Genomic DNA, 21,712 nt, shown 5'->3' with positions numbered 1-21,712 from the left:
TACTTTTTCCTGCGTCATTATATCTAAATAATAAGGGATTATAGATAGATTTATAACTTTGTACTGATATTAATAGGAAAAATATTCCGCTAGAATAGGATTAGTTTGTTAAATATTGGAGGTTGAGAGATTTTGAGAAAATTATGGATGGTGCTTGCGGCATTACTGTTGACATTGGTTATCGTAAGCGGCTGTGGAAATGAAACAAAAGAAACTACTGTTGATGAGGATACAAATGCACCAGTAGAAAATGAGGAAAAAGAGACTGAGGAAGCTGAGGAAGATACTGAAAAAGATACAGAGAAAGAAGAAACAACTGCCAAAAGTTCTGCTGATTTCTCGGAATTAATTAAATATATGGAAGAAGAAACGGAAGGTACCACAAAGGTACTGTACGAAAATGATCAGCCGCAAGTACATAAAATGGAAGGTGTAACGGTTTCAGTAGATGCCTATACACTGATTGAATTAAATGATTTTCATACTGATTTCGCCATCCCATTTAATGACCAGACTGATGGCGGTGTCATTATTACACAATACACAGTGACGAACGAATCTGATAAAGATGTCTATTATATGCCTGCATTTTATCTATCCTTCACTGGTGCGCAAAAAGCTTATAATAACCATCGATACCTATTACCGGCTGAGGAACAGCTGGTTGAGAAGCTAGCACCTGGGAATGATTACCTGCTTAAAGCAGGTGAAACGGTAACAGGATATTACACTTATCCATTTGGAAAAGATGATTTGCAAACGATATTGGATGCGTCTACAGTAGCTGTTGAAGTTCCTGCTGCACAAGCTGTTAAAGGGGAATTCGGCAACCCAATTGGGAAGGATGGTTCATTTACGCTAAGCTTAAATGAAGAAGGCGCAGAAAAAATCGCATATAATGAAGCATTTTACAAAGATAAAGCAACAACCGATGACATGGGCGAAAAGAAAATGCTGAAGGAAGAAAAGGGAATCGGTAAAAGTGAAACATTGGGAGATGTAACGGTTATCTTAGACGGATATCAGTTTACTGAATTCACTCCGAACGAAATTGAAGCACCAAGATTTGAAAACTTTAAGAATGGAATTGTCCTGCTGACAGTGAAATTCGATCTTGACAATAAGGGATCTGAAGCAGTTAGTTTGACGATGATGTCCTCTAAATTAACGGTAAACGATGGAACTCAGTATATGTTATCTGAGGGTATGCTGCTAAATTACGGCTATAACGATTTGATCGACGCTGGAAAATCTGGCGAGTTGCTGCAAATTTTCGTTCTAGACCAGGAACAATATGAGAAAATTTGGAAAAACAAAGCGTTCGAAATCGAAATTGGACCAATTAAGAATCAAGAGGCAAAAGATATTTCCAAAGGGAAGAGAGCTACTTTTGAACTTTAATATGTAAAAATGAACCTTCTTTTTATAAGGAGAGGCCCGACTAACAAAAAGTCGGGTCTTTTTGGTTATTTCATCCGAGTTGAACGATTTTTGACGCATGTTTAACTGCTTGACCATTTTGGGTATTAGTAGAATATGGTTTGTTTGCACATGAATGAGTCAAGCGCATGTTCTTATAAAAGTTGAGATTTAAAATGATTATTAAAACTAAGCAGTTTTTGGAAAGACTAACTTTTATATTGTAGAAGTTTGGAAAGGATCGAAAGCATATGTCAAATAAATTGGATTTATCCAGCTTTGAAAAGAAGCTAGAAGTGAGAAATATTAGAAGGGAAGACTTTGATCAAATATTAGCAATGCAGAAAACTTGTTTTCCAAATATGGATCCATGGAAGCGGGATCAACTGGAAAGCCATTTGAATATCTTCCCAGAAGGACAATTTTGTGTGGAGTATAATGGGAAGATAATTGGAACTTGTTCTAGCTTGATTGTAAATTTTGATGAATATGACGATCGGCATACATGGGATGATGTTACGGACAATGGTTATATTACAAACCACGATCCTGACGGCTATAACTTATATGGCATCGAAGTTATGGTTGATCCTGCTTTTAGAGGCATGAAAATCGGCAGAAGATTGTATGATGCTAGAAAAGAATTAGCACAGGAGTTAAATTTAAAAAGCATCATTATTGGGGGGCGCATCCCGAATTATCATAAATACAAAGATAAATATACACCAAAAGAATACGTCCAAGAGGTGAGTGCCCAAAATATTTATGATCCTGTATTAACTTTTCAAATTATGAATGGATTTACCGTTAAGCGTATAAACCCTGGATATTTACCGGATGATCAAAAATCGTTAAATTATGCGACTCTAATGGAATGGAATAACATTGAGTATCGCGGAAAAACGAAACGTCATTTCAAGACGTCTTATCCCGTAAGAATTACCGTTATTCAATATATGATGAAAAACATTAACTCTTTTGAGGAATTTGCTAAGCAAGTGGAGTACTATGTGGATGTTGCCTATGATTTTGGTTCAGATTTTGCCGTTTTTCCAGAAATTTTCACAACACAATTAATGTCGTTCTTAGAAGAAAAAGTCCCATCAAAATCGGTTCGTAAATTGGCTGAATATACGGAGGATTATATAGAGCTTTTCACAAGATTAGCGCTGAAATATAATGTTAATATCATTGGCGGTACACATTTTGTGGAAGAAAATGATCATATTTATAACATTGCCTATTTATTTAGAAGAGATGGAACAATTGAAAAGCAGTACAAGATCCATGTCACGCCAAATGAAAGGAAATGGTGGGGAATTCAACCGGGTGACACGATTAAGGTGTTTGATACCGATTGTGGAAAAATTGCCATTCAGGTTTGTTATGACATTCAATTCCCAGAACTTGCCCGCTATGCGGTTGATCAAGGTGCCAATATTATTTTTGTTCCATTTTGCACAGATGATCGCCAAGGGTACTTGCGTGTGCGCTATTGCGCGCAGGCCCGTGCAGTCGAAAATCAAGTATACACCGTGATTGCCGGTACAGTTGGCAACTTAACACAAGTGGAAAATATGGATATTCAATATGCACAATCAGGCATCTTTACTCCTTCTGATTTTGAGTTTGCTCGTGATGGAATTGTCGGGGAGTGTCATCCTAATATTGAAACAGTCGTTGTCGGCGATGTGGACTTAGAGATCTTAAGAAGACAAAGAAGATCAGGCACAGTCCGGCAGCTGCGTGACCGGCGCAGGGATTTGTTTGAAATTCATTATAAAAATCCAAAACAAATATAGATGATTGACTTAGATAGCAGTGGAATTTATGATCCCTCTGCTTTTTTTTGAGAGGAAAAACTTCATGGTAATTGCCTTTTCGTAGTTTGGAACAGCTTCATCGTATTGAGATTGGGTGAAATGATTATAAGCCATTTCTGTATAAGCCTCAGCATGTACCAATTATTATTTCTACGTTATTTCCTTCCTTTGCAAGTTCAATCGTTTTTTGCAAATGACTGATTGATTCATCTGTTCTATTTTTTAACACTCATTGTATCTGGTCAACAGCAAATATAAAAATAGTGAAGAATCCGATTATCATGATGATTGAAGATTAATGGAGTAAATTGTTAATATGATAATGATGAGGGGGAATGAAATTGGAAAAATTAAGTGAAGTTGTTATCAAAGAAAAGCTATTAGAAAATCCAAATTGGAAGCTTATCGACGAAAGATGGATTGAACGAAAGTATCGATTTCAAGATTATCTAAAAGGTATAGAATTTGTTCAAAGTGTAGCGCAATTGTCAGAACAACTGAATCACCATCCCTTTATTTCTATTGATTACAAACTGATCACTGTAAAAATTACTTCTTGGCGGGCGAAGGGACTTACAGATTTGGATTTTACGCTGGCTCAAAAGTATGACGAATTGTACGCGCAAATAAAAGAAAAAGATTGCTAGCTTTCATTAAATGATTATTGTTTAAGGGGATAGTCCGGTTTGGGGACATCCTTTTTTTCGTTTCGAGGAAATCCATACGATTGTATAGCTTTTACATTGTCTTTATACTGTTTCGTTGATAAAATAGTACAGTTATAGAAATGGAGGGAGAATGGAGTAGTTATGGAACATAAGAAAGATAAATTTCCGTGGTTGTATTTATTGCTTCTCTCAAGTGTTACTTTTATGGGAATATTATCAGAATTAGTGCCTTCTGGAATCCTTCCGCAAATGAGCGAAGGGCTGGGGGTATCCTATTCATCTATAGGTCTACTAGTCAGCATTTATGCAATTGCATCTGCAGTTGGAACGATTCCGTTAATAACTTTGACGATGTCAATGAATAGAAAAAAACTGTTGACCATTTTGATGTTTATTTTTGGAGTATCAAATTTCATCATAGCCGTTTCTTCATCTTATATGTTAATAGCCGCTGCTAGACTTGCTGGCGGGATCAGTGCAGGGGTACTGTGGCCGATGGTTTCTGCTTATGCAATGCGTCTGGTACCATCGAACTTACAAGGAAGAGCCATTGCTGTAACAATGTCCGGAACTACTCTTGGACTTGGGATTGGTTTGCCGATTATGACAGCGATCGGTACAGAATTCGGATGGAGAATAGCATTTGGAGTGTTATCTGCCATTATTTTTATCATTGCTATTCTAGGACAGATTCTTTTGCCTTCTGTAAAAGGGGAAAAACGAACAACTGCCAATTCACCGTTTACCATTATCCGCAATAAATCCGTTGTCATTTGCTTGGTCGTGACACTCCTCACGATTATGGCGCATTATGGTTTGTATACTTATATTTCACCACTTGCCGACAATTTAGGTCTGGCCGGTGGAATTAAGCTGGCCTCCATCCTTTTTGGGGTCGGGACGATCATATCAGTTGTATTAGCAGGTAAAGTTATAGATGACCATCTGGGGTCTCTGACTGTATTTATGTTAACTTTGGCCTTTGGTTCGATGTTTTTGTTCTTAGGTTTTAAGGGAATGCTATTCGTATCACATATTACGTTCCTTTTGTGGGGCGTGTCGTTTGGAGCACTTGTTACGATGTTCCAAGCCGCAGTAACGAGACAAGTAGAAACTGGAAAAGATGTCGCCACCTCACTTCAGTCAAGTACTTTTAATTTTGGGATTGTGTTTGGAAGCGCATTGGGTGGAACAGTATTGGAACATTTATCGGTATTTCACTTGATTTATGTTACCATTGTATTATTAGTGATTCCGATTTTATTAAGTATCTTTTCTAAAAAAACATTCTGGCAGAAGGATTCGAATGGTAGACAGTCAAAAATAGAACAAGCAGTTTAAGGTCTACAGCGTATTTTTCACTCTGTAGATTGAGAGACTGTTCCAAGAGTTACATCTCGGACAGTCTTATACATACATAATCTTTTAGAGTAAAAGGGGGAACTGATATGGCAGTGAGTAACAAACAGGAATTATCACAAGAACGACTTGAAGAATTACTCAAAGTACTGCACAGCCGCTTTGAGAAAAACATGCACCGTCATGAAGGTCTTGAATGGGATAAAGTCCAAGCGAAGCTGGATGCCAATCCTGAAAAACTATGGTCACTCTTTGAAATGGAAAGAACTGCCGGTGAACCGGATGTTGTTGGTTATGACGAAGAGAAAGACGAATACATTTTTTATGATTGTTCTGCAGAAAGTCCTAAAGGCCGCAGAAGTGTTTGCTATGACCGCGAAGCGCTGGAGTCAAGGAAAAAACATAAACCAGAAAACAGTGCCATTGACATGGCCAACGCCATGGGCATTGAAATGTTAACAGAAGAACAATACCGCGAGTTGCAGAAACTTGAAACTTTCGATAAAAAAACATCAAGCTGGGTGCAAACACCCCCTGATATAAGAGAACGCGGTGGTGCCCTTTTTTGCGACTGGCGTTATGGGCACGTATTCTTGTATCATAACGGTGCGGACTCCTACTATGGTGTTAGAGGATTCCGGGGTTCGTTAAGGGTCTGAATCCTATAAATATAGTTGAATAAAAATAGTAGAAAACACTCACAAATGTTGTTAAATCAATATTCGTGAGTGTTTTTTTATGAGGAAAAAGTTCGGGTATTTTTAATAATTGGTCTTTTTATGGGAAATGTAAAAGAGAGAATAGGATGGGTTGGGTGATGGTATTGAAATTACGGAAGGTTTTCCTCATCATTTCAATGTTTACGTTAGTTACTTTAACATCTTGTGGGATTGATAACGACAATAGCGGGGGGATGGGAGGCAGCGTTGTATTGGATGGATCTGGAACGATCTATCTTCTTATGTCCAGGCTTGCTGAGGATTACATGGTGAATAAGGAAGAAAATGTATCAGTTGAAGTAAGCCGTTCAGGAACAAGTGCCGGTTTCAGTAAGTTTTTAGTAGAAGGCGGCGGAACAGATTTTAATAACGCTTCCCGGAGTATAAAGGAGGAAGAACTCGCTAAAGCAAAAGAACTAGGAATAAACGTAAAAGAATTAAAGGTAGCACTAGACGGAATCACCATCGTGATCAATAAGGAAAATACATGGGCAACAGAGCTGACTAAACAGGAAGTCGTTGATATCTTTCTCGCTAGCGCTAAAAAGGTGAAATGGTCAGATGTACGCGAAGGATTTCCAGATGAGCCCATCAAAACTTATGGTCCAAATGAAAATCATGGGACGTACGAATTCTTTTGGGAAACCATTCTTGAAGAGCACGACCTTGTGGAAGATATAAATCTGCAGCAAGATTACTCGACCCTATTGAGCTTAGTTACAAAAGATAAAAATGCAATAGGCTTTTTTGGATATGGCTACTATGAAAGCAATAAGGATGACTTAACTGCTGTAAAAATTGATTTTGGGGATGGCCCGATTGAACCTACCCTTGAAACCATTAAAGAAGATGGAGCATATGCGCCATTTACTCGACCAGTATTTACTTATTTAAATGTAGGTAAGGCTCAAGATAAGCCTGCAGTACTTGATTTCGCTATTTATGCTATGGAGAATGCAAGAGCTGCAGCAATAGAAACCGGGTTCGCGCCACTACCAGAGGAAGAACTCCAAGCATCTATTGAATATCTAGAAGGTTTAAGAAAGTAACAGCACGATTTTCGTTGGTGAAAGGGGAGCAGCAATGACGGATGAAAGAGATTTACGGGTAAGAGATATGATTCAAGCAAACAAAAGGACGGTTACGTTTAATAGCATAATTGAAAAATGTATACCCACTATTTTGTTTATTATTGCTATTATATCGATCCTTACTACGATTGGAATACTATTTACGTTAATAAGAGAAACGATTTATTTTTTTAGAGATGTACCCTTTCTTGATTTTTTCACGGGGACAAAACTAAAACCATTAGGAGATGCCGCGGAATTTGGTATTCTGCCATTATTAACCGGTACTTTCATTTCCTCAGCCATTGCGATGTTAGTGGCAATTCCTATTGGTCTGATGTCGGCGGTTTTTCTAAGCGAATATGCATCAGATAAGGTGAGAAGAATTCTAAAACCTATATTAGAGGTTTTAGCAGGAATCCCTACCATTGTATATGGATTTTTTGCTTTTACTTTCGTTACTCCATTATTAAATAGGTTTATTCCGATGCTAGAGCCTACAAATATTCTTAGTCCAGGACTCGTAATGGGGGTCATGATCATTCCGATGATTGCGTCTCTTTCTGAAGATGCGATGAGCTCTGTCCCAAATGCAATGAGGGAGGGTGCTTTGGGATTAGGGTCCACAAAGCTTGAAGTAACTTGGCGAGTCGTCATTCCTGCTGCCATGTCGGGGATTATTTCATCCTTTGTACTCGGAATTTCCAGAGCGATAGGCGAAACTATGATTGTTGCGATTGCAAGCGGAAGCTCAAAGAATTTCACGTTTGATGTTACCCAGTCAATGCAAACGATGACTGCTTATATAGTAGAGGTAACTGGTGGAGATGCTCCAGCTGGTTCAACTTTATATTATAGCCTATACGCTGTTGCCTTCACGTTGTTTGTCTTTACATTGATAATGAATTTAATTGCCCAATATATCTCTAAAAAATTTAGGGAGGGTTATTAAGGATGAAATACGTTGATGCAAATCTAGTTGCAAAAAAGATGAATGGGCGTTTAGCTGCCAATCACATCTCACAGATCATCTTTCTTTTAGCCACTTTAATTGGACTTGTTGTCCTTGTTATTTTGTTTTACCGTGTACTAATGGATGGTTTAGGCTGGATAAATTTTGATTTCCTTACAAACAGGTTATCCACCAGACCAGAGAGAGCGGGAATAATGGGAGCCCTGTTAGGGACATTGTGGCTAATGATTGTGGTTGCACCTGTAACCATGCTTCTAGGAATTGGGACAGCGATATACTTAGAGGAATATGCTAAAAAGGGGCGTATGCATTCTTTTATTCAAACAAATATCTCAAATTTGGCTGGCGTACCCTCCATCGTTTTCGGAATTCTTGGGTTGACTGTTTTTGTTAGGGGTTTGGGATTTGGAAATATTGTATTAGCTGGCGGTCTAACCATGTCACTGCTTGTACTGCCAATCGTGGTTGTCGCCTCTCAAGAGGCTCTTCGCGCAGTTCCGCAATTTTTGCGAGAAGCATCCTATGGAATGGGCGCGACCAAGTGGCAGACTATAAAAAACGTCGTGTTGCCTGCAGCAATACCAGGTATTTTAACAGGACTTATTTTAGCATTATCTCGAGCGGTCGGTGAAACAGCTCCACTCGTTGTAATCGGCATTCCGGCTTTATTAATTCCATTTCCAAATGGTATTTTTGACAAGTTCACTGTACTGCCTATGCAGATTTATTACTGGACAATAGACGCATCAATTGTGGAGGAATATGCGAATTTAGCTGCAGCAACGATTGTAGTCCTGCTTGTTGTCTTGTTGATTATGAACTCTATAGCCGTTATGATCCGGAACAAATATCAAAAAAGGTATTAACATACTGGAGGAAGTTTAGATGACAACTTTAACAGATAGTGTGGAAGTAACAGATTCAACTAAGGAAGATAAGAACATTGTATATGATACAAAGAATTTAAACCTTTGGTATGGGGATGACCAGGCACTAAGAGACATTAATCTTCAAATAACAGAAAATGAAGTGACCGCGATCATTGGACCTTCAGGGTGCGGAAAATCAACATACTTAAAAACGTTAAATAGAATGGTTGAATTAGTTCCTGTTGTACGTACTTCAGGTGAGATATTGTACCGGGGTAAAAATATTTTTGACAAAACCTATCAAGTTGAAACATTAAGGACAAATGTAGGAATGGTATTTCAAAAGCCAAATCCTTTTCCAAAATCGATATATGATAATATCGCATATGGACCAAGGATTCACGGCATAAAAAATAAAAAAATTTTAGATGAAATCGTTGAAAAAAGCCTGCGCGGTGCAGCTATTTGGGATGAAGTGAAAGATCGCTTGAAAGATAATGCCTATGGGATGTCAGGGGGTCAGCAGCAGCGTCTTTGTATTGCCCGTTGTTTAGCGATTGAACCAGATGTTATTTTAATGGATGAACCGACCTCAGCACTAGACCCAATTTCCACTCTAAAGGTGGAAGATCTAATACAGGAGTTAAAAAAGAGTTACAGTATCATCATTGTCACACATAATATGCAGCAGGCCGCTAGGATTTCAGATAAAACAGCATTTTTCTTAAGTGGAGAAGTTATTGAGTTTTCAGATACAGATAAGATGTTTTCGAACCCAAAAAATAAGCAAACGGAAGACTATATTACAGGTCGATTTGGTTAAATAACAGGGGGAGTTTATCATGACCGTCCGAGCAAGTTTTCAAGAGGACCTTAACAAACTTAAAGGCTTAATCGTAGACTTTGGCAAAGCAGCACAAGAAGCTGTAGGAAACGCGATTGAAGCGCTAGTGAAACAAGATGTCGACTTAGCATTAAAGATCATTGAAAATGATATCCGTTTAAACTTAATGGAAGAAGAAATCAACGACCAAGCTATCTTAATGATTGCCAAACAAGCACCAGTCGCCATTGACCTAAGAAGGGTAATCGTCGCCATTAAAATTTCCACGGACCTTGAAAGAATTGGTGATTTAGCAGTAAATATTGCAAAATCAGTTATCCGCATCGGAACAAATCCATTCATTAAACCAATTGAGGAAATACCGCGAATAGCAGTAGTCGCCAATAAAATGGTGGCAGATTCCCTCAAAGCTTATAACGATGAAGATATTGAACTCGCAAAACAGGTCGCAAAAGTTGATGATGAAATCGATGAAGCCTACGGAAGGCTGATTCAAGAATTATTAGTGTTAATGACTCAAAAACCAGACTATATTTCACAAATTACGCAATTGTCTTTTATTTGCAGGCACGTTGAAAGAGTAGGAGACCACGCGACTAATATTTCGGAGAGCGTCCTTTACTTAATAAAAGGGAAAAGATATGACCTAAATGAATAGTGTATAAATACTTGGGAGGTTGTTTTTATCATGAAAGATAAAAAATCAGAAGCTGAATATGCAAATAATAAAATTGATCAATTTTTTAATAGCGATAACAATCAGGATTCGTTGGATATCGAACCTTTGATCAGTAACAATAACCGATTACTTGTCATTGAAGGAAATGATGAAGAGAATAAATAATACTATATAGATACAAGAGACAGGGCAAATGTTCTGTCTCTTTTTTTGTGGTATAAAAGTTATTCAGAAATAATAAAAAAATTACTAATATGATATTTTATGATAAAATCTAGTTGGTCCATATTTGCTTAATCTTATTTTAAGAGCGGGGGACCCAAATTAAGTATGCGGAATTTTCCGCTATTGGTGAATTCTTTATTAGAAGGGGCTCCTTGTTTCCCATAGTCCTAACCTGAAAGCTAACCCCGTAAGCGATGAAGAGGAAACAGTATGATAGAATAGTAATTTGGCACTAGCCGATAATTGAAAAATCGTATCTATTTGTTTCCCTTACCTGAGAAACTCGTTTTTAATATTTTCAACAGAAAGGTAGGGTAATTAATGAAAAGAATTAAAGTAAGCTTAGCAAGTCAAATTTTTATCGGCCTGGTACTAGGTATCATTGTCGGTGGGATCTTCTATGGAAGTGAAACAGCACAAAGTGTTCTACAGCCATTTGGTGATCTTTTTATCCGCTTAATTAAAATGATCGTAGTACCGATTGTTCTTTCAAGTATTATCGTTGCAATAGCTGGTGTTGGTGACATGAAATCTGTAGGTAAGTTAGGTGCTAAATCACTTACTTATTTTATAGGGATGACATTAATTGCAATAGCAGTCGGCCTAGTATCTGCTAATATATTCCAGCCTGGTTCAGGATTAAACATGGATAAGCTTGAGCAAAGTGACATTTCAAACTATGTAGAAACATCAGAACAACAAGAAGGAAAATCAATTACTGATACACTTCTTCATATTGTACCTACAAACCCAATCGATGCAATGGTTCAAGGCGATATGCTTGCGATTATTTTCTTTGCAGTTGTATTTGGTCTTGGAATTGCCGCTATTGGAGAAAAAGGAAAACCAGTACTGCGAGTCTTTGAAGGCGTGGCAAGTGCCATGTTTTATGTGACGAACTTATTTATGAAATACGCTCCAATCGGTGTTTTTGCATTAATCGGTGTTACCATTTCTAAATATGGTTTTTCATCGCTGCTCCCTTTAGGTAAACTAGCTCTTACTGTTTATGGAACGATGATTTTCTTTGTTATTGTTGTGTTAGGACTAGTGGGTAAATTAGTTGGTTTTAATATCTTTAAGCTATTAAAGATGATTAAAGAAGAGTTAATCTTAGCTTTCTCAACAGCAAGTTCGGAGACGGTTCTTCCAAAAATTATGGACAAGATGGAGCAAGCAGGAAGTCCAAAACATATTGCGACTTTCGTTATTCCAACCGGCTATTCCTTTAACTTAGATGGATCTGTTTTATATCAAGCAATTGCGTCCTTATTTATTGCGCAAATGTACGGCATTGAACTAACGATCGTACAACAAATTACACTAATGTTAGTCTTAATGGTAACATCGAAAGGGATGGCGGGAGTTCCAGGTGTATCGTTTGTAGTTCTATTAGCTACATTTAGTACAATTGGTTTGCCTGCTGAAGGGCTGGCATTTATTGCTGGTATTGACCGAATTCTTGATATGGGACGTACTGCTGTTAACGTGGTAGGAAACTCATTAGCAGCCATTGTTGTTGCGAAATGGGAAGGCCAATTTTCCCCTTCTGAAGAGGAAAACATTCAAAAACAACAAGCATCATAATAAAATGGGACTCAAAGGCGAATCAAGACCTTCAACGTTTTATGTTGGAGGTCTTTTTTTATTAAGATTTGATGTCCACAGCCAGTTTATTTATTTTGGGTTCTGTATTTATTGGAATCCTGGCAATAGAAATTCTATTCAATTTGAAGCCTAGTACGAAACAGGGTTAAGCATTTTAGAGTTTGTCTCTCAATCCGCTAAGCGAATGGGGGAGCAGAATTTTTATCATCTATGCTGGTCTACAAGAATCTGATTACCATCAGGATCTTCAAGAGTAAAATAAGCAGGTCCTTCACTTGCTTCATCTGCTTCTGTGACTAGCTCCATTCCTTCAGCTTTCAACCTCTTTTGAAGTTCACGAACGTCGGTAAATGAATCAATATTTTCAGCATTTTCATTCCAGCCGGGATTAAAAGTCAAAATGTTTTTTTCAAACATTCCTTGAAAAAGCCCAATGATACAATTTTCATTCTTCATGATCAGCCAATTTTGGTTAATATCTCCACCTAGTTGTTGAAACCCTAATTTTTCATAAAATGATTTTGATACATGAATGTCTTTTACATTCAAACTTACCGAAAATGCGCCTAGTTTCATCATATTTCCTCCTACCATGATTTATTAATTGCCCGCATGTTTAGTATAAATAGGTAATTAATTATTTTGCAAACGATGATACCGTGATTCGAGCTGTTCAAGGAAATCGGTGGAGCGATGATAGATTCGGCCTTTTTTCTCTCCAGTAGCCGGGAGATTTAGTGCAGATAGCATATAAGTTGCTGTCTTCATTGAATCGATACAGAAAAACTCTCTAAACGCCTTATTATTAATGGTGGGTTTTATAAATAGGAAATAATCCATAAGGGTGAACTGTAGAAACAGCGAGGGCAGACCCAAACCCGATCTTTTCTTATCATATGGTAAGTCAACCAATTCGAGCACCATACTCCTCTTCTAATATCAATAGTTGATAGGCCATGAGTTTTTTCAATCGTAGGAATATGTGGAGTATCGTCCTTTAAAAGTAATTTAGACGTTTTCTTAAAGTCTTTCTCAGTTAAAATATCAACCGTGTAACTTGAAGTAAGGTTGGTTATCTTGTTTTTAAGGTTGTCCACCTTACAAACATACTGGAGAACTTTTGGGTGTGTTGTTTTGATAATAGCCGATTGATTGCCGACAACTACGAGAGGGATAATCGGGATGTCATGGTATTCGATAATGCTGGTAGAGGTTAATTTAAACTGGTTAGACATGATTTAATGCTGGTAAGCGTAGAGATAATGCGAGTACTGGCATTATCAGCGGAAGCGTGGGTCGCTAACCAACAAGTGTTGACAACCAAGAGCACTTTGGAATATCCTTAAACTATAGTTTATTTTTTAAATATTTAGAATATTTTATATATAAAAACCATTTAAAGGGGAGACTGTGATGACTGAACTCGAAACTGCAAGTGATTTACGTGTATTAATGGAAGAAATTCTCGAAGGCTTGAAGGATCAGCGCTATTTGGCTGATGAACGAACGGCTATGACAGTTGCCTTAGCTCTATCACTAGAGAAACCAATATTAATTGAAGGCCCTGCTGGAGTAGGGAAAACGGAATTGGCAAAAGCAATTAGCGGGTGGAAAGATTGTTCATTGATTCGTCTTCAATGCTATGAGGGAATTGATGAAGCGAAAGCACTGTATGAGTGGGATTACCGCAAACAGCTATTGTCCTTGCAGATGGGGAAAGAAAATTCGGGCGATGTTCATAACTTATTTTCTGAAGCTTTCCTGCTGGAACGTCCTTTGCTGGCTGCTATTCGAAACAAACAACGGCCGGTCCTGTTAATTGATGAAATTGATAAATCAGATCCAGAGTTTGAAAGTATGCTTTTGGAATTGCTGAGCGATTTTCAAATTACAATTCCAGAATTGGGTACTATGCAAGCCGTTCAGAAGCCGATTGTGATTCTCACTTCCAATAAAATGAGACAATTATCAGAAGCTCTACGCCGCCGTTGTCTTTATTTATATCTTGATTACCCTACTCCCGAACAAGAAGCTGCGATTTTACGCAAACGCGTGCCTGCGCTGCCTGATGAAATGGTAGACGAAATTGCGATGGCACTCGCACATCTTCGTTTGATAGATTTGCGAAAGGCTCCTAGTATTTCTGAAGCGGTTGATTGGGCTGAAGCTCTCGTTGCCTTAAATATTACAAAACTTGACCATGATATCGTGCTGAAGACGTTGAATGTTCTAATTAAAGATCATTCCGATTTGGACCATGCCAAGAATGAAATTGAGAAACTGTTGGGACAGATTAATCGATGAGGGGAAAATTAATTGATCTAAGCAGCTCCCTTCGATACAAGGGCGTGCCTGTTTCCATTCCTGAAAGTATTGAAGCAGCTAATCTTCTTTCGTTATACGATAATCCTAATGAATCAAATAAAGAAGAAATCCGGATGGTGCTGTTTTCCTGTATGCTAAAAAGTGAAAAGGATCTGCCTATATTCAAAAATCAATTTGAAGAATGGTGGATTCGATGGTTCGGGGTTCGGAAAGAAGAAGAAAGGATTCCTTTAAATGCATTAACAAAGTCCTTGCATAAAGCGATCTATCGCGGTGATCGGAAATCTATTGAAAATACTGTTCATAATGCGGTTCAGCAGGGAAGAATGTCCAATTCAGAAGACGGGGATGGAGAAGGGGAAAGTGGCAATTCTGGTCAAAGTCAAAGCAGGCAAGGAAATGGAGTTTCGCCAATCCAAAGTCCTCAATCTGATAGACAGTTATACGATCGACTGAGGAACATCCTTCAATTAGACAGACTCACCATGGAAGTCGAACAGGATCAAGAAATGGGCATGTGGCAAAGAACAAATACAAGAAATTCAATTAAGAAAGCTGAGGCTGAGCTGCGGAAGCTGATCTTTAATGCTCCTCCCGTCAATTCGAAAAGCAGGAACATCATGGTAGCACAGGAAACAGAAGAAGATATTTCAGATATTTCCATTGCTAGAGCCAACTTCGTCGAGCTGAAAAAAATGGAAGAATTGGTTCCGGAAATTGTCCGAAAGCTTTCTCACCGCCGCCATTACATAAAAGATGATCAAAGAGGAATTTTACAGTTTCGAAAGACGATGCGAAGTTCTCTTCGGAACGGGGGAATCCCTATGGAGATTGTTTTTAAACGTAAAGCGCCTAAAAGAGAGCGAATTGCGCTTTTGTGCGATTTATCCCTCTCTGTAGAGAATTTCAGTGTCTTTTCCCTGCAGCTGGCCCACTGTTTTAGCAGCCAATTTGCCGGTGTTCGTTCCTTTGGTTTCATTAGTGACATTGACGATATCACATGGCATGTATCGAGAAGTGATTTTCGTCAATCTTTACCTGAACTATATCGAGATAGCAAGCTAGTCTCTCATACTAGTAATAGTGATTATGGCAATGTATTACGAAGTTTTGTTCGCAAATACCTTCCGGAGATGGGTCAAAGTACAACGGTGTTAGTGGTTGGCGATGCCAGAAGCAATGGCAGTGATCCAGCCATTTCCGAAATGAAAAATATTCGCAGCCAAGTCAAAGAAATTCATTGGCTTAATCCAGAACCAGTAAGCAGCTGGGGCACAGGAGACAGTGTGATTAGACACTATGAAAAATATTGTGACAGTGTAAATCATATCCGTACTGTTAAAGATTTAGCAGTTTTTTTAGCGGATTTGCAGAGGTGATAAAAAAAGTGATAGCCAGGCTATCGCTTTTTTTTTATGGGAGCTTACTTTAAGAGTGAATATTAATAGAATGTAAATTTTATGAAGACCCTCTATTTGGTAGATTGATTCCATTTACCTAAGTCTTGAATACCATTACCCGACAATTTTCGATCTAAATACCAGCGTTCTTAAAATTTTTTACAGTTTATGTAATTTTTGCTTGTGATGATAAGCCATTTTCCCTAACTTCCCATTTTACAAAAATCATAAAGTTTATTAATACTGTTTTAACAGTAAAAAAGCATAATTACTCATGTAAATACATACTTAGACATGTGAAAAGGAGCGTATTAAGATATGGATCGTCGTAAATTTTTAACGTATATGGGAACAGGAACTGCGGCAATTGTTGCAGCATCATCAGGACTGGGGGCATTAGCACCTGCTGCGAACGCGGCAACCGCCAATCATTTAATGGATGGACAACCGAAAGGGAAAGGCAAGCCACTGACAGCTCCATTCAAACCGATTGAACGTTCATGGGAAAATGACCTTTTGCTGCCGAAGGGCTATCACTATAATATTATCGCTTCTTATGGTGATGTTATTAATTCACGAGGAGAAAAATTTGGGGATGCAGCAGACCTAACCGTCTACTTTCCAATCGATAGCTTAGAAGGCGGAAATAATTCGGAAGAAGGTTTAATTTGGGTAAATCACGAGTTCCCAGAACCAGAAAACTATATGAATATATTAGGAATCAATCCTGATACATACAAAAAAGAAAATCTAGCACAATTCCCGGCGTTTTTAAAAATGCAAAAAGAAGCGGTCGGCGGATCTGTCATCCACGTGAAGAAGGAAAAAGGCAAATGGGTACTTGTCAAAAATGACGATTACAACCGTCGTGTGGATGGGACTACACGTATTCAATTAACAGGACCTGCTGCGGGAAGCTCCGCTGTAAAAGGAGCTAAAGTAGTAGAAGGTTCACTTGGAAACTGCAGCGGCGGTCGCACACTTTGGAATACAGCTCTTTCTTGTGAAGAAAACACAGAATACGGAGACGATTACGGCTGGCCAAACTTTACAGATGAGCATTATGGCTGGGTAATGGAAGTTGATCCATTCAATCCAAAAGCACCTGTACGAAAGCACACCGCTCTTGGACGTTTTGCACACGAAAATGCGGCGATGGGCCAAACAAAAGATGCCCGAGTAGTTGTCTATATGGGAGACGATTCTCGCGGTGAGTGTTTCTATAAATTCGTTAGTAAGAAGAAGTTCAATAGAAATAACCGTACTGCAAACTTTGATATTTTAGAAGAAGGAACTCTATATGTTGCCAATCTTGGCGCTCAAAAGTGGATCGCTTTAGATTATGAAACAAATGAAAAACTGCAAAACTATGAAAAGGATGGGAAGAAGTTTTTTAACAGCCAAGCAGATGTCTTAACGTACACTCGAGAAGCAGCAGCTGCTGTTGGTGCAACAAAGCTGGACCGTCCAGAAGATGTTGAGATTCACCCAAATGATGGCAGTGTTTTCTTAGCACTAACAAATAACTCAAATCACGGAAACTTCCACGGTCAAATTTATCGTTTTGTGCCTGGTGATGGTGATCATGGAAGCGAGACCTTTACGTTTGAAGTATTTATTGCCGGTGGACAGCAAAGCGGGATTACTTGCCCGGATAATCTTCATTTTGATAGCAAAGGAAACCTATGGGTGGTAGAAGACTTTGGAGCGACGGAAGATAATGTCTATGCTCCATATAAAAACTGCGGTGTCTTCATGGTGCCGACTGACGGGAAAAATTACGGAGATCCATTCCAATTCGCATCAGGACCTAAAGGCTGTGAGGTAACCGGTCCATGGCTCACTCCGGATGAACGCACATTGTTCGTGGATGTTCAACACCCAGAAACATGGAATCCGTATCCTGGTAAGAAATTTGGACGTTCATGCTTAGTTGCCATTCAGGGTGGAGCATTTAAGTAAACACTTATGAAAATAGGTGTAAACGGGTTAACTCGTTTGCACCTTCATTTTTATGGACGAAAGGAGCATTCTGTGATGATTGCCGTATGTAAGCAGCATGTGAATCAGGGAGTGAAAATGATCTTTCTCCCACACGTACAACCAATCCCTGATGATTTAAAAAATACGGGAGTTATGAAATGTCATTTATGTGGCAAGAAGGCTGATTTTAAGCTATATAACTTTGAATCTCAAAGAAAAGCATTCATGAAACAAGCGATATAAAAAGGAGGAGCACATATGTTACAAAATATTGGAATCCCAGGTCTAATCCTGATTCTTGTCATTGCATTGGTGATTTTTGGCCCGAAAAAACTGCCCGAAATTGGCCGTGCGTTCGGATCGACCCTGAAAGAATTTAAAAAATCCACTCGCGAGTTAGTTTCGGAGGAAGTTGATCAAGCAAAAGAGGTAATGGCCAGCACGGAGAAGAAGTCATAAAAACTGAAGAAGCTGGGGGTAGTGACATCACTGGAAAAAAGGTCTTCATAGCAGGGATGACGACCGTTTAACTTTGGGTTGAGCCGGAAAAAAGGTCTTCATAGCAGGGATGACGACCGTTTAACTTTGGGTTGAGCCGGAAAAAGGTCTTCATAACAGGGATGACGACCGTTTATCTTTGGGTTGAGCCGGAAAAAAGGTCTTCATAGCAGGGATGACGACCGTTTAACTTTGGGTTGAGCCGGAAAAAAGGTCTTCATAGCAGGGATGACGACCGTTTATCTTTGGCTAGAACCGGAAAAAGGTCTTCATAGCAGGGATGACGACTGTTTAACTTTGGGTTGAGCCGGAAAAAGGTCTTCATAACAGGGATGACGACCGTTTATCTTTGACTCGAGCCGGAAAAAGGTCTTCATAACCAGAATAAAGATTCACTTAAAAGTTTTTTAACGGATTAACCCTACGGGACTAGTATATATTCTAGCGACACTATCTATTTTCTACAATGTTGTAACTTTTTCCAGTACCATACGACTAATGGATTGAATTGTATCACAAAGGAGAGAGTTATAATGAAGAAAAGGATATGTATCGCATTTACGGCAGCTGTTACGAGCAGCTTACTACTGTCACCATCTGTTTTTGCAAACAATCAAGAAGGCAGCGTAACGCCCATACTTCAAGAAGAAAATGAAGTAGATCAGCAAAGATTTATTAAGGTTTCTGGGAAGATTACAGAAATCACAGAACAAACAAGTGGAACTTATTTTGCGAAAATTGATGATGAAAAGGAACCATTTGGATTTTACTTTGATGCCGAAACGAAGGTGTTTGATAACACAGGGAAAAAAGCGGAGATAGAGGAAGGCATGGAAGTGACGGTCTATATTGATAGCAATAAACCGATGATTATGATTTACCCGCCACAATATTCACCAGAAGTAGTCATCGTTCAAACAGAAAATGATGGTACTGTTAAATTAGATCAGTTTGATCAAGACTTTCTTAATAAAAAGAAAGACCTAATCATTCATATCGGAGAGGGAACTTCCATTACTAATTTATCTGGAGCTGTTTTGAAACCTGAAGACATCGTTGATAAAGATGTTCTCATTTTTTATGAAGTGATATTAGAAAGTTACCCAGCTCAAATAGGACCTTCGAAGATTGTTGTGATGGAGTATGATCAATCGGAAGAGTTAACCGACATTGAAAAAGCGTATGAAATTGCTGAAAATGATAACTATGAAGTCAATGGGATCAAGATGATTCCACTTCGTCTCGTTGCCGAACAGCTAGGGTTTGAAGTGAATTCAACAGGAAAAGGAGCGATTCTGTCAAAAGGAGCCGTGACGTTTACAATAACGAGGGGTACGAAAATGTACGGATACAATAAAGCAATTCGTTATTTTGAAGAAGCACCTGCCTTGCTGGAACCAGCCAAAACGTATGTACCTTATTCATTGCTAGAAGAGCTCATTGAAATAGAATAGTGTTGAAAAGATGCCTTTGCACAAAAGTGTGTAAGGGCAATTTTTTTACCAAATTCTATTAAATTTTACATTATGATGAGTATTTTTTCAATTTTAGAAAAAGCTCCTCTATTTAAAAAGCCTTTTTTCTGATAGAATTGGATTATTGAAAGAGCAGATGAAAAAAGTATCCTTTCTCAGAATAATTTTCAATATTGACTTACGACGTTTACTGAGTAAGGATAGTAATATATTATTTCTATTTTGGAGGACATTATGAGATACATTAGCACACGTGGAAATGTAAGTGAAATTGGTTTTATTGATGCAGTCATGATGGGACTGGCGAATGATGGAGGTCTTTTAATTCCAGAAAAAATACCGCAAATCCCTGCAGAAAGATTAGAGGCATTATCTCATATGTCTTATCAGGAATTAGCGTTTGAAATTATATCTTATTATGTGGATGGCGAAATTCCAGAACAGGAACTGAAAGAATTAATTGAGAAAAGCTATGGCACTTTCCGTCACCCGGAAGTAACGCCAGTTCAAAAGGTTAAGGATAACATGTATGTATTAGAATTGTTCCATGGTCCAACCTTCGCCTTTAAAGATGTAGCCCTGCAGTTTCTAGGGAACTTATATTCTTATATTGCAAAAAAGACAGGCGAAACCATCAATATTCTTGGGGCTACTTCAGGAGATACAGGTGCATCTGCCATTGAGGGTGTAAGAGGGAAAGAAGGCATTCGCATTTGTATTTTGCATCCTCATGGAAAAGTAAGTAAAGTCCAAGAACTGCAAATGACGACGGTTGATGATGAATCTGTTCTAAACTTGGCGATAGAAGGAACATTTGACGATGGTCAAAGAATTATCAAGGAACTTTTTGCGGATTTAGATTTCAAAAATAAATATCACCTTCGTGCAATTAACTCGATTAACTTTGCTCGTATTTTAGCGCAAACGGTATATTATTTTTATGCATACTTCCAAGTAACAAAAGAGACAGGTGCAAAGACGGTTAACTTCAGTGTGCCTACAGGTAATTTTGGAGATATCTTTGCTGGCTACCTCGCTAAGAGAATGGGTCTGCCGGTTGGAAAGCTTATCGTTGCGACGAATGAAAATAATATTTTAGAACGCTTTATTCAGGACGGGGTGTATCAGCCTGGTGAATTCCACAGCACATTCAGCCCTTCTATGGATATTCAAGTTGCGAGCAACTTTGAACGTTATTTATACTACTTACTTGACGAAAATTCAAAAGAAGTATCAGCTTTAATGGATACTTTCAAATCTCAAGGTAAAATTGAAGTGAGTGAAGAACTGCTTCGTCAGGTAAAAGAGGATTTTGCAGCATATGGAGTATTGGGGGAAGAATGCCTCCAGACCATCAAAAAGTATCATGCTGAAACAAGCTATTTACTTGATCCACATACTTCTTGTGGTGTGGCTGCATATGAGCATTGTAATGATCCTGGCGAGGTGTGTGTCACACTTGCGACAGCTCATCCAGCTAAGTTTAATGAGTCGATCGAGCGTTGTGAAATTCAACAAACTTACCCAGAACAAATTAGTGACCTTTTTGATAAACCTCAATATCAAGAAGTGGTTGAAGCAACCAACGACGATGTTGCGCGCAAGCTAGAGTCGCATTTTGCCAAGGAAAAGGCAATATAATTTGAGAGCCCTCCCCCCCGTGGAGTATATATTACTGCACTGGGGGGTTTTCTTTTTTGGGCATAACGACCTTTCAGTATTTCCAATTAAGTTAATGTAGAAGATAGTAATGCGAATGTAATGATGAAAACTGG

20 protein-coding genes and 1 riboswitch are annotated in these 21,712 nt (G+C 38.5%); of the genes, 19 read left to right on the top strand and 1 reads right to left on the bottom strand.

Annotated features, from left to right (window positions below; genetic code table 11):
* The first annotated feature begins 129 nt into the window (after nucleotides 1-129).
* The 12 genes from CZ487_RS15355 (at nucleotide 130) to CZ487_RS15305 (ending at nucleotide 12,235) form a co-directional block, all read left to right on the top strand.
* Complete coding sequence (locus CZ487_RS15355) at nucleotides 130-1,401, top strand: DUF5068 domain-containing protein (protein WP_077213166.1); 1,272 nt, start codon at nucleotides 130-132, stop codon at nucleotides 1,399-1,401.
* Nucleotides 1,402-1,670: 269 nt separating this feature from the next.
* Complete coding sequence (locus CZ487_RS15350) at nucleotides 1,671-3,221, top strand: bifunctional GNAT family N-acetyltransferase/carbon-nitrogen hydrolase family protein (RefSeq protein ID WP_077213165.1); 1,551 nt, start codon at nucleotides 1,671-1,673, stop codon at nucleotides 3,219-3,221.
* Nucleotides 3,222-3,577: 356 nt separating this feature from the next.
* Nucleotides 3,578-3,889 (top strand): 4a-hydroxytetrahydrobiopterin dehydratase, encoded by a 312-nt coding sequence (locus CZ487_RS15345; protein ID WP_077213164.1) that lies wholly within the window; start codon nucleotides 3,578-3,580, stop codon nucleotides 3,887-3,889.
* A gap of 162 nt (nucleotides 3,890-4,051) precedes the next feature.
* Entirely contained in the window at nucleotides 4,052-5,251 is a 1,200-nt protein-coding gene (locus CZ487_RS15340) for an MFS transporter (protein ID WP_077213163.1), read from the top strand.
* A gap of 107 nt (nucleotides 5,252-5,358) precedes the next feature.
* On the top strand, nucleotides 5,359-5,928 hold the full coding sequence (locus CZ487_RS15335) for a DUF4256 domain-containing protein (RefSeq protein WP_077213162.1): 570 nt from the start codon (nucleotides 5,359-5,361) through the stop codon (nucleotides 5,926-5,928).
* A gap of 158 nt (nucleotides 5,929-6,086) precedes the next feature.
* Nucleotides 6,087-7,037, top strand: coding sequence for a PstS family phosphate ABC transporter substrate-binding protein (locus tag CZ487_RS15330; RefSeq protein WP_077215338.1), 951 nt, complete (start codon nucleotides 6,087-6,089; stop codon nucleotides 7,035-7,037).
* A 34-nt stretch (nucleotides 7,038-7,071) separates the two neighbouring features.
* Nucleotides 7,072-8,010, top strand: a complete 939-nt coding sequence (pstC, locus tag CZ487_RS15325) for a phosphate ABC transporter permease subunit PstC (protein ID WP_077213161.1) — start codon at nucleotides 7,072-7,074, stop codon at nucleotides 8,008-8,010.
* A 2-nt stretch (nucleotides 8,011-8,012) separates the two neighbouring features.
* The gene (gene pstA, locus CZ487_RS15320) at nucleotides 8,013-8,897 is read left to right on the top strand and encodes a phosphate ABC transporter permease PstA (protein WP_077213160.1); all 885 of its coding nucleotides are present in this window, start codon (nucleotides 8,013-8,015) and stop codon (nucleotides 8,895-8,897) included.
* 19 nt (nucleotides 8,898-8,916) lie between these two features.
* Nucleotides 8,917-9,723 (top strand): phosphate ABC transporter ATP-binding protein PstB, encoded by an 807-nt coding sequence (pstB, locus tag CZ487_RS15315; RefSeq protein ID WP_077213159.1) that lies wholly within the window; start codon nucleotides 8,917-8,919, stop codon nucleotides 9,721-9,723.
* 19 nt (nucleotides 9,724-9,742) lie between these two features.
* Complete coding sequence (gene phoU, locus CZ487_RS15310) at nucleotides 9,743-10,402, top strand: phosphate signaling complex protein PhoU (protein WP_077213158.1); 660 nt, start codon at nucleotides 9,743-9,745, stop codon at nucleotides 10,400-10,402.
* A gap of 30 nt (nucleotides 10,403-10,432) precedes the next feature.
* Complete coding sequence (locus CZ487_RS26745) at nucleotides 10,433-10,588, top strand: hypothetical protein (protein ID WP_154676046.1); 156 nt, start codon at nucleotides 10,433-10,435, stop codon at nucleotides 10,586-10,588.
* Nucleotides 10,589-10,703: 115 nt separating this feature from the next.
* A riboswitch (cyclic di-AMP (ydaO/yuaA leader) is annotated at nucleotides 10,704-10,857 on the top strand.
* A gap of 112 nt (nucleotides 10,858-10,969) precedes the next feature.
* Nucleotides 10,970-12,235 carry a cation:dicarboxylate symporter family transporter gene (locus tag CZ487_RS15305; RefSeq protein WP_077213157.1) on the top strand — a complete coding sequence of 422 codons (1,266 nt, stop codon included), beginning with the start codon at nucleotides 10,970-10,972 and terminating at the stop codon, nucleotides 12,233-12,235.
* A 225-nt stretch (nucleotides 12,236-12,460) separates the two neighbouring features.
* Here the strand turns inward: CZ487_RS15305 and CZ487_RS15300 are convergent, their stop codons facing one another.
* Nucleotides 12,461-12,832: a VOC family protein gene (locus CZ487_RS15300; RefSeq protein ID WP_077213156.1), complete on the bottom strand. Its 372-nt coding sequence runs from the start codon at nucleotides 12,830-12,832 to the stop codon at nucleotides 12,461-12,463.
* Nucleotides 12,833-13,669: 837 nt separating this feature from the next.
* Here CZ487_RS15300 and CZ487_RS15290 point away from each other — a divergent pair.
* The 7 genes from CZ487_RS15290 (at nucleotide 13,670) to thrC (ending at nucleotide 21,578) form a co-directional block, all read left to right on the top strand.
* A complete protein-coding gene (locus CZ487_RS15290; RefSeq protein WP_077213154.1) occupies nucleotides 13,670-14,560 on the top strand; it encodes an AAA family ATPase in 891 nt (296 codons plus the stop codon).
* Nucleotides 14,557-15,960 (top strand): VWA domain-containing protein, encoded by a 1,404-nt coding sequence (locus tag CZ487_RS15285; protein ID WP_077213153.1) that lies wholly within the window; start codon nucleotides 14,557-14,559, stop codon nucleotides 15,958-15,960. The genes CZ487_RS15290 and CZ487_RS15285 overlap by 4 nt, the downstream gene beginning before the upstream one ends.
* A 339-nt stretch (nucleotides 15,961-16,299) precedes the next feature.
* Nucleotides 16,300-17,943: a PhoX family protein gene (locus tag CZ487_RS15280; protein WP_077213152.1), complete on the top strand. Its 1,644-nt coding sequence runs from the start codon at nucleotides 16,300-16,302 to the stop codon at nucleotides 17,941-17,943.
* Between the two features lie 75 nt (nucleotides 17,944-18,018).
* On the top strand, nucleotides 18,019-18,207 hold the full coding sequence (locus tag CZ487_RS15275) for a hypothetical protein (RefSeq protein WP_077213151.1): 189 nt from the start codon (nucleotides 18,019-18,021) through the stop codon (nucleotides 18,205-18,207).
* Nucleotides 18,208-18,222: 15 nt separating this feature from the next.
* The gene (locus CZ487_RS15270) at nucleotides 18,223-18,423 is read left to right on the top strand and encodes a twin-arginine translocase TatA/TatE family subunit (RefSeq protein ID WP_077213150.1); all 201 of its coding nucleotides are present in this window, start codon (nucleotides 18,223-18,225) and stop codon (nucleotides 18,421-18,423) included.
* 572 nt (nucleotides 18,424-18,995) lie between these two features.
* Complete coding sequence (locus tag CZ487_RS15265) at nucleotides 18,996-19,916, top strand: stalk domain-containing protein (protein WP_077213149.1); 921 nt, start codon at nucleotides 18,996-18,998, stop codon at nucleotides 19,914-19,916.
* 255 nt (nucleotides 19,917-20,171) lie between these two features.
* Nucleotides 20,172-21,578, top strand: a complete 1,407-nt coding sequence (gene thrC, locus CZ487_RS15260; RefSeq protein WP_077213148.1) for a threonine synthase — start codon at nucleotides 20,172-20,174, stop codon at nucleotides 21,576-21,578.
* Nucleotides 21,579-21,712: the final 134 nt, after the last annotated feature.

The organism is Robertmurraya dakarensis (assembly GCF_900156875.1).
Classification (GTDB): domain Bacteria; phylum Bacillota; class Bacilli; order Bacillales; family Cytobacillaceae; genus Robertmurraya; species Robertmurraya dakarensis.
This window is presented reverse-complemented; position numbering and strand designations above follow the sequence as displayed.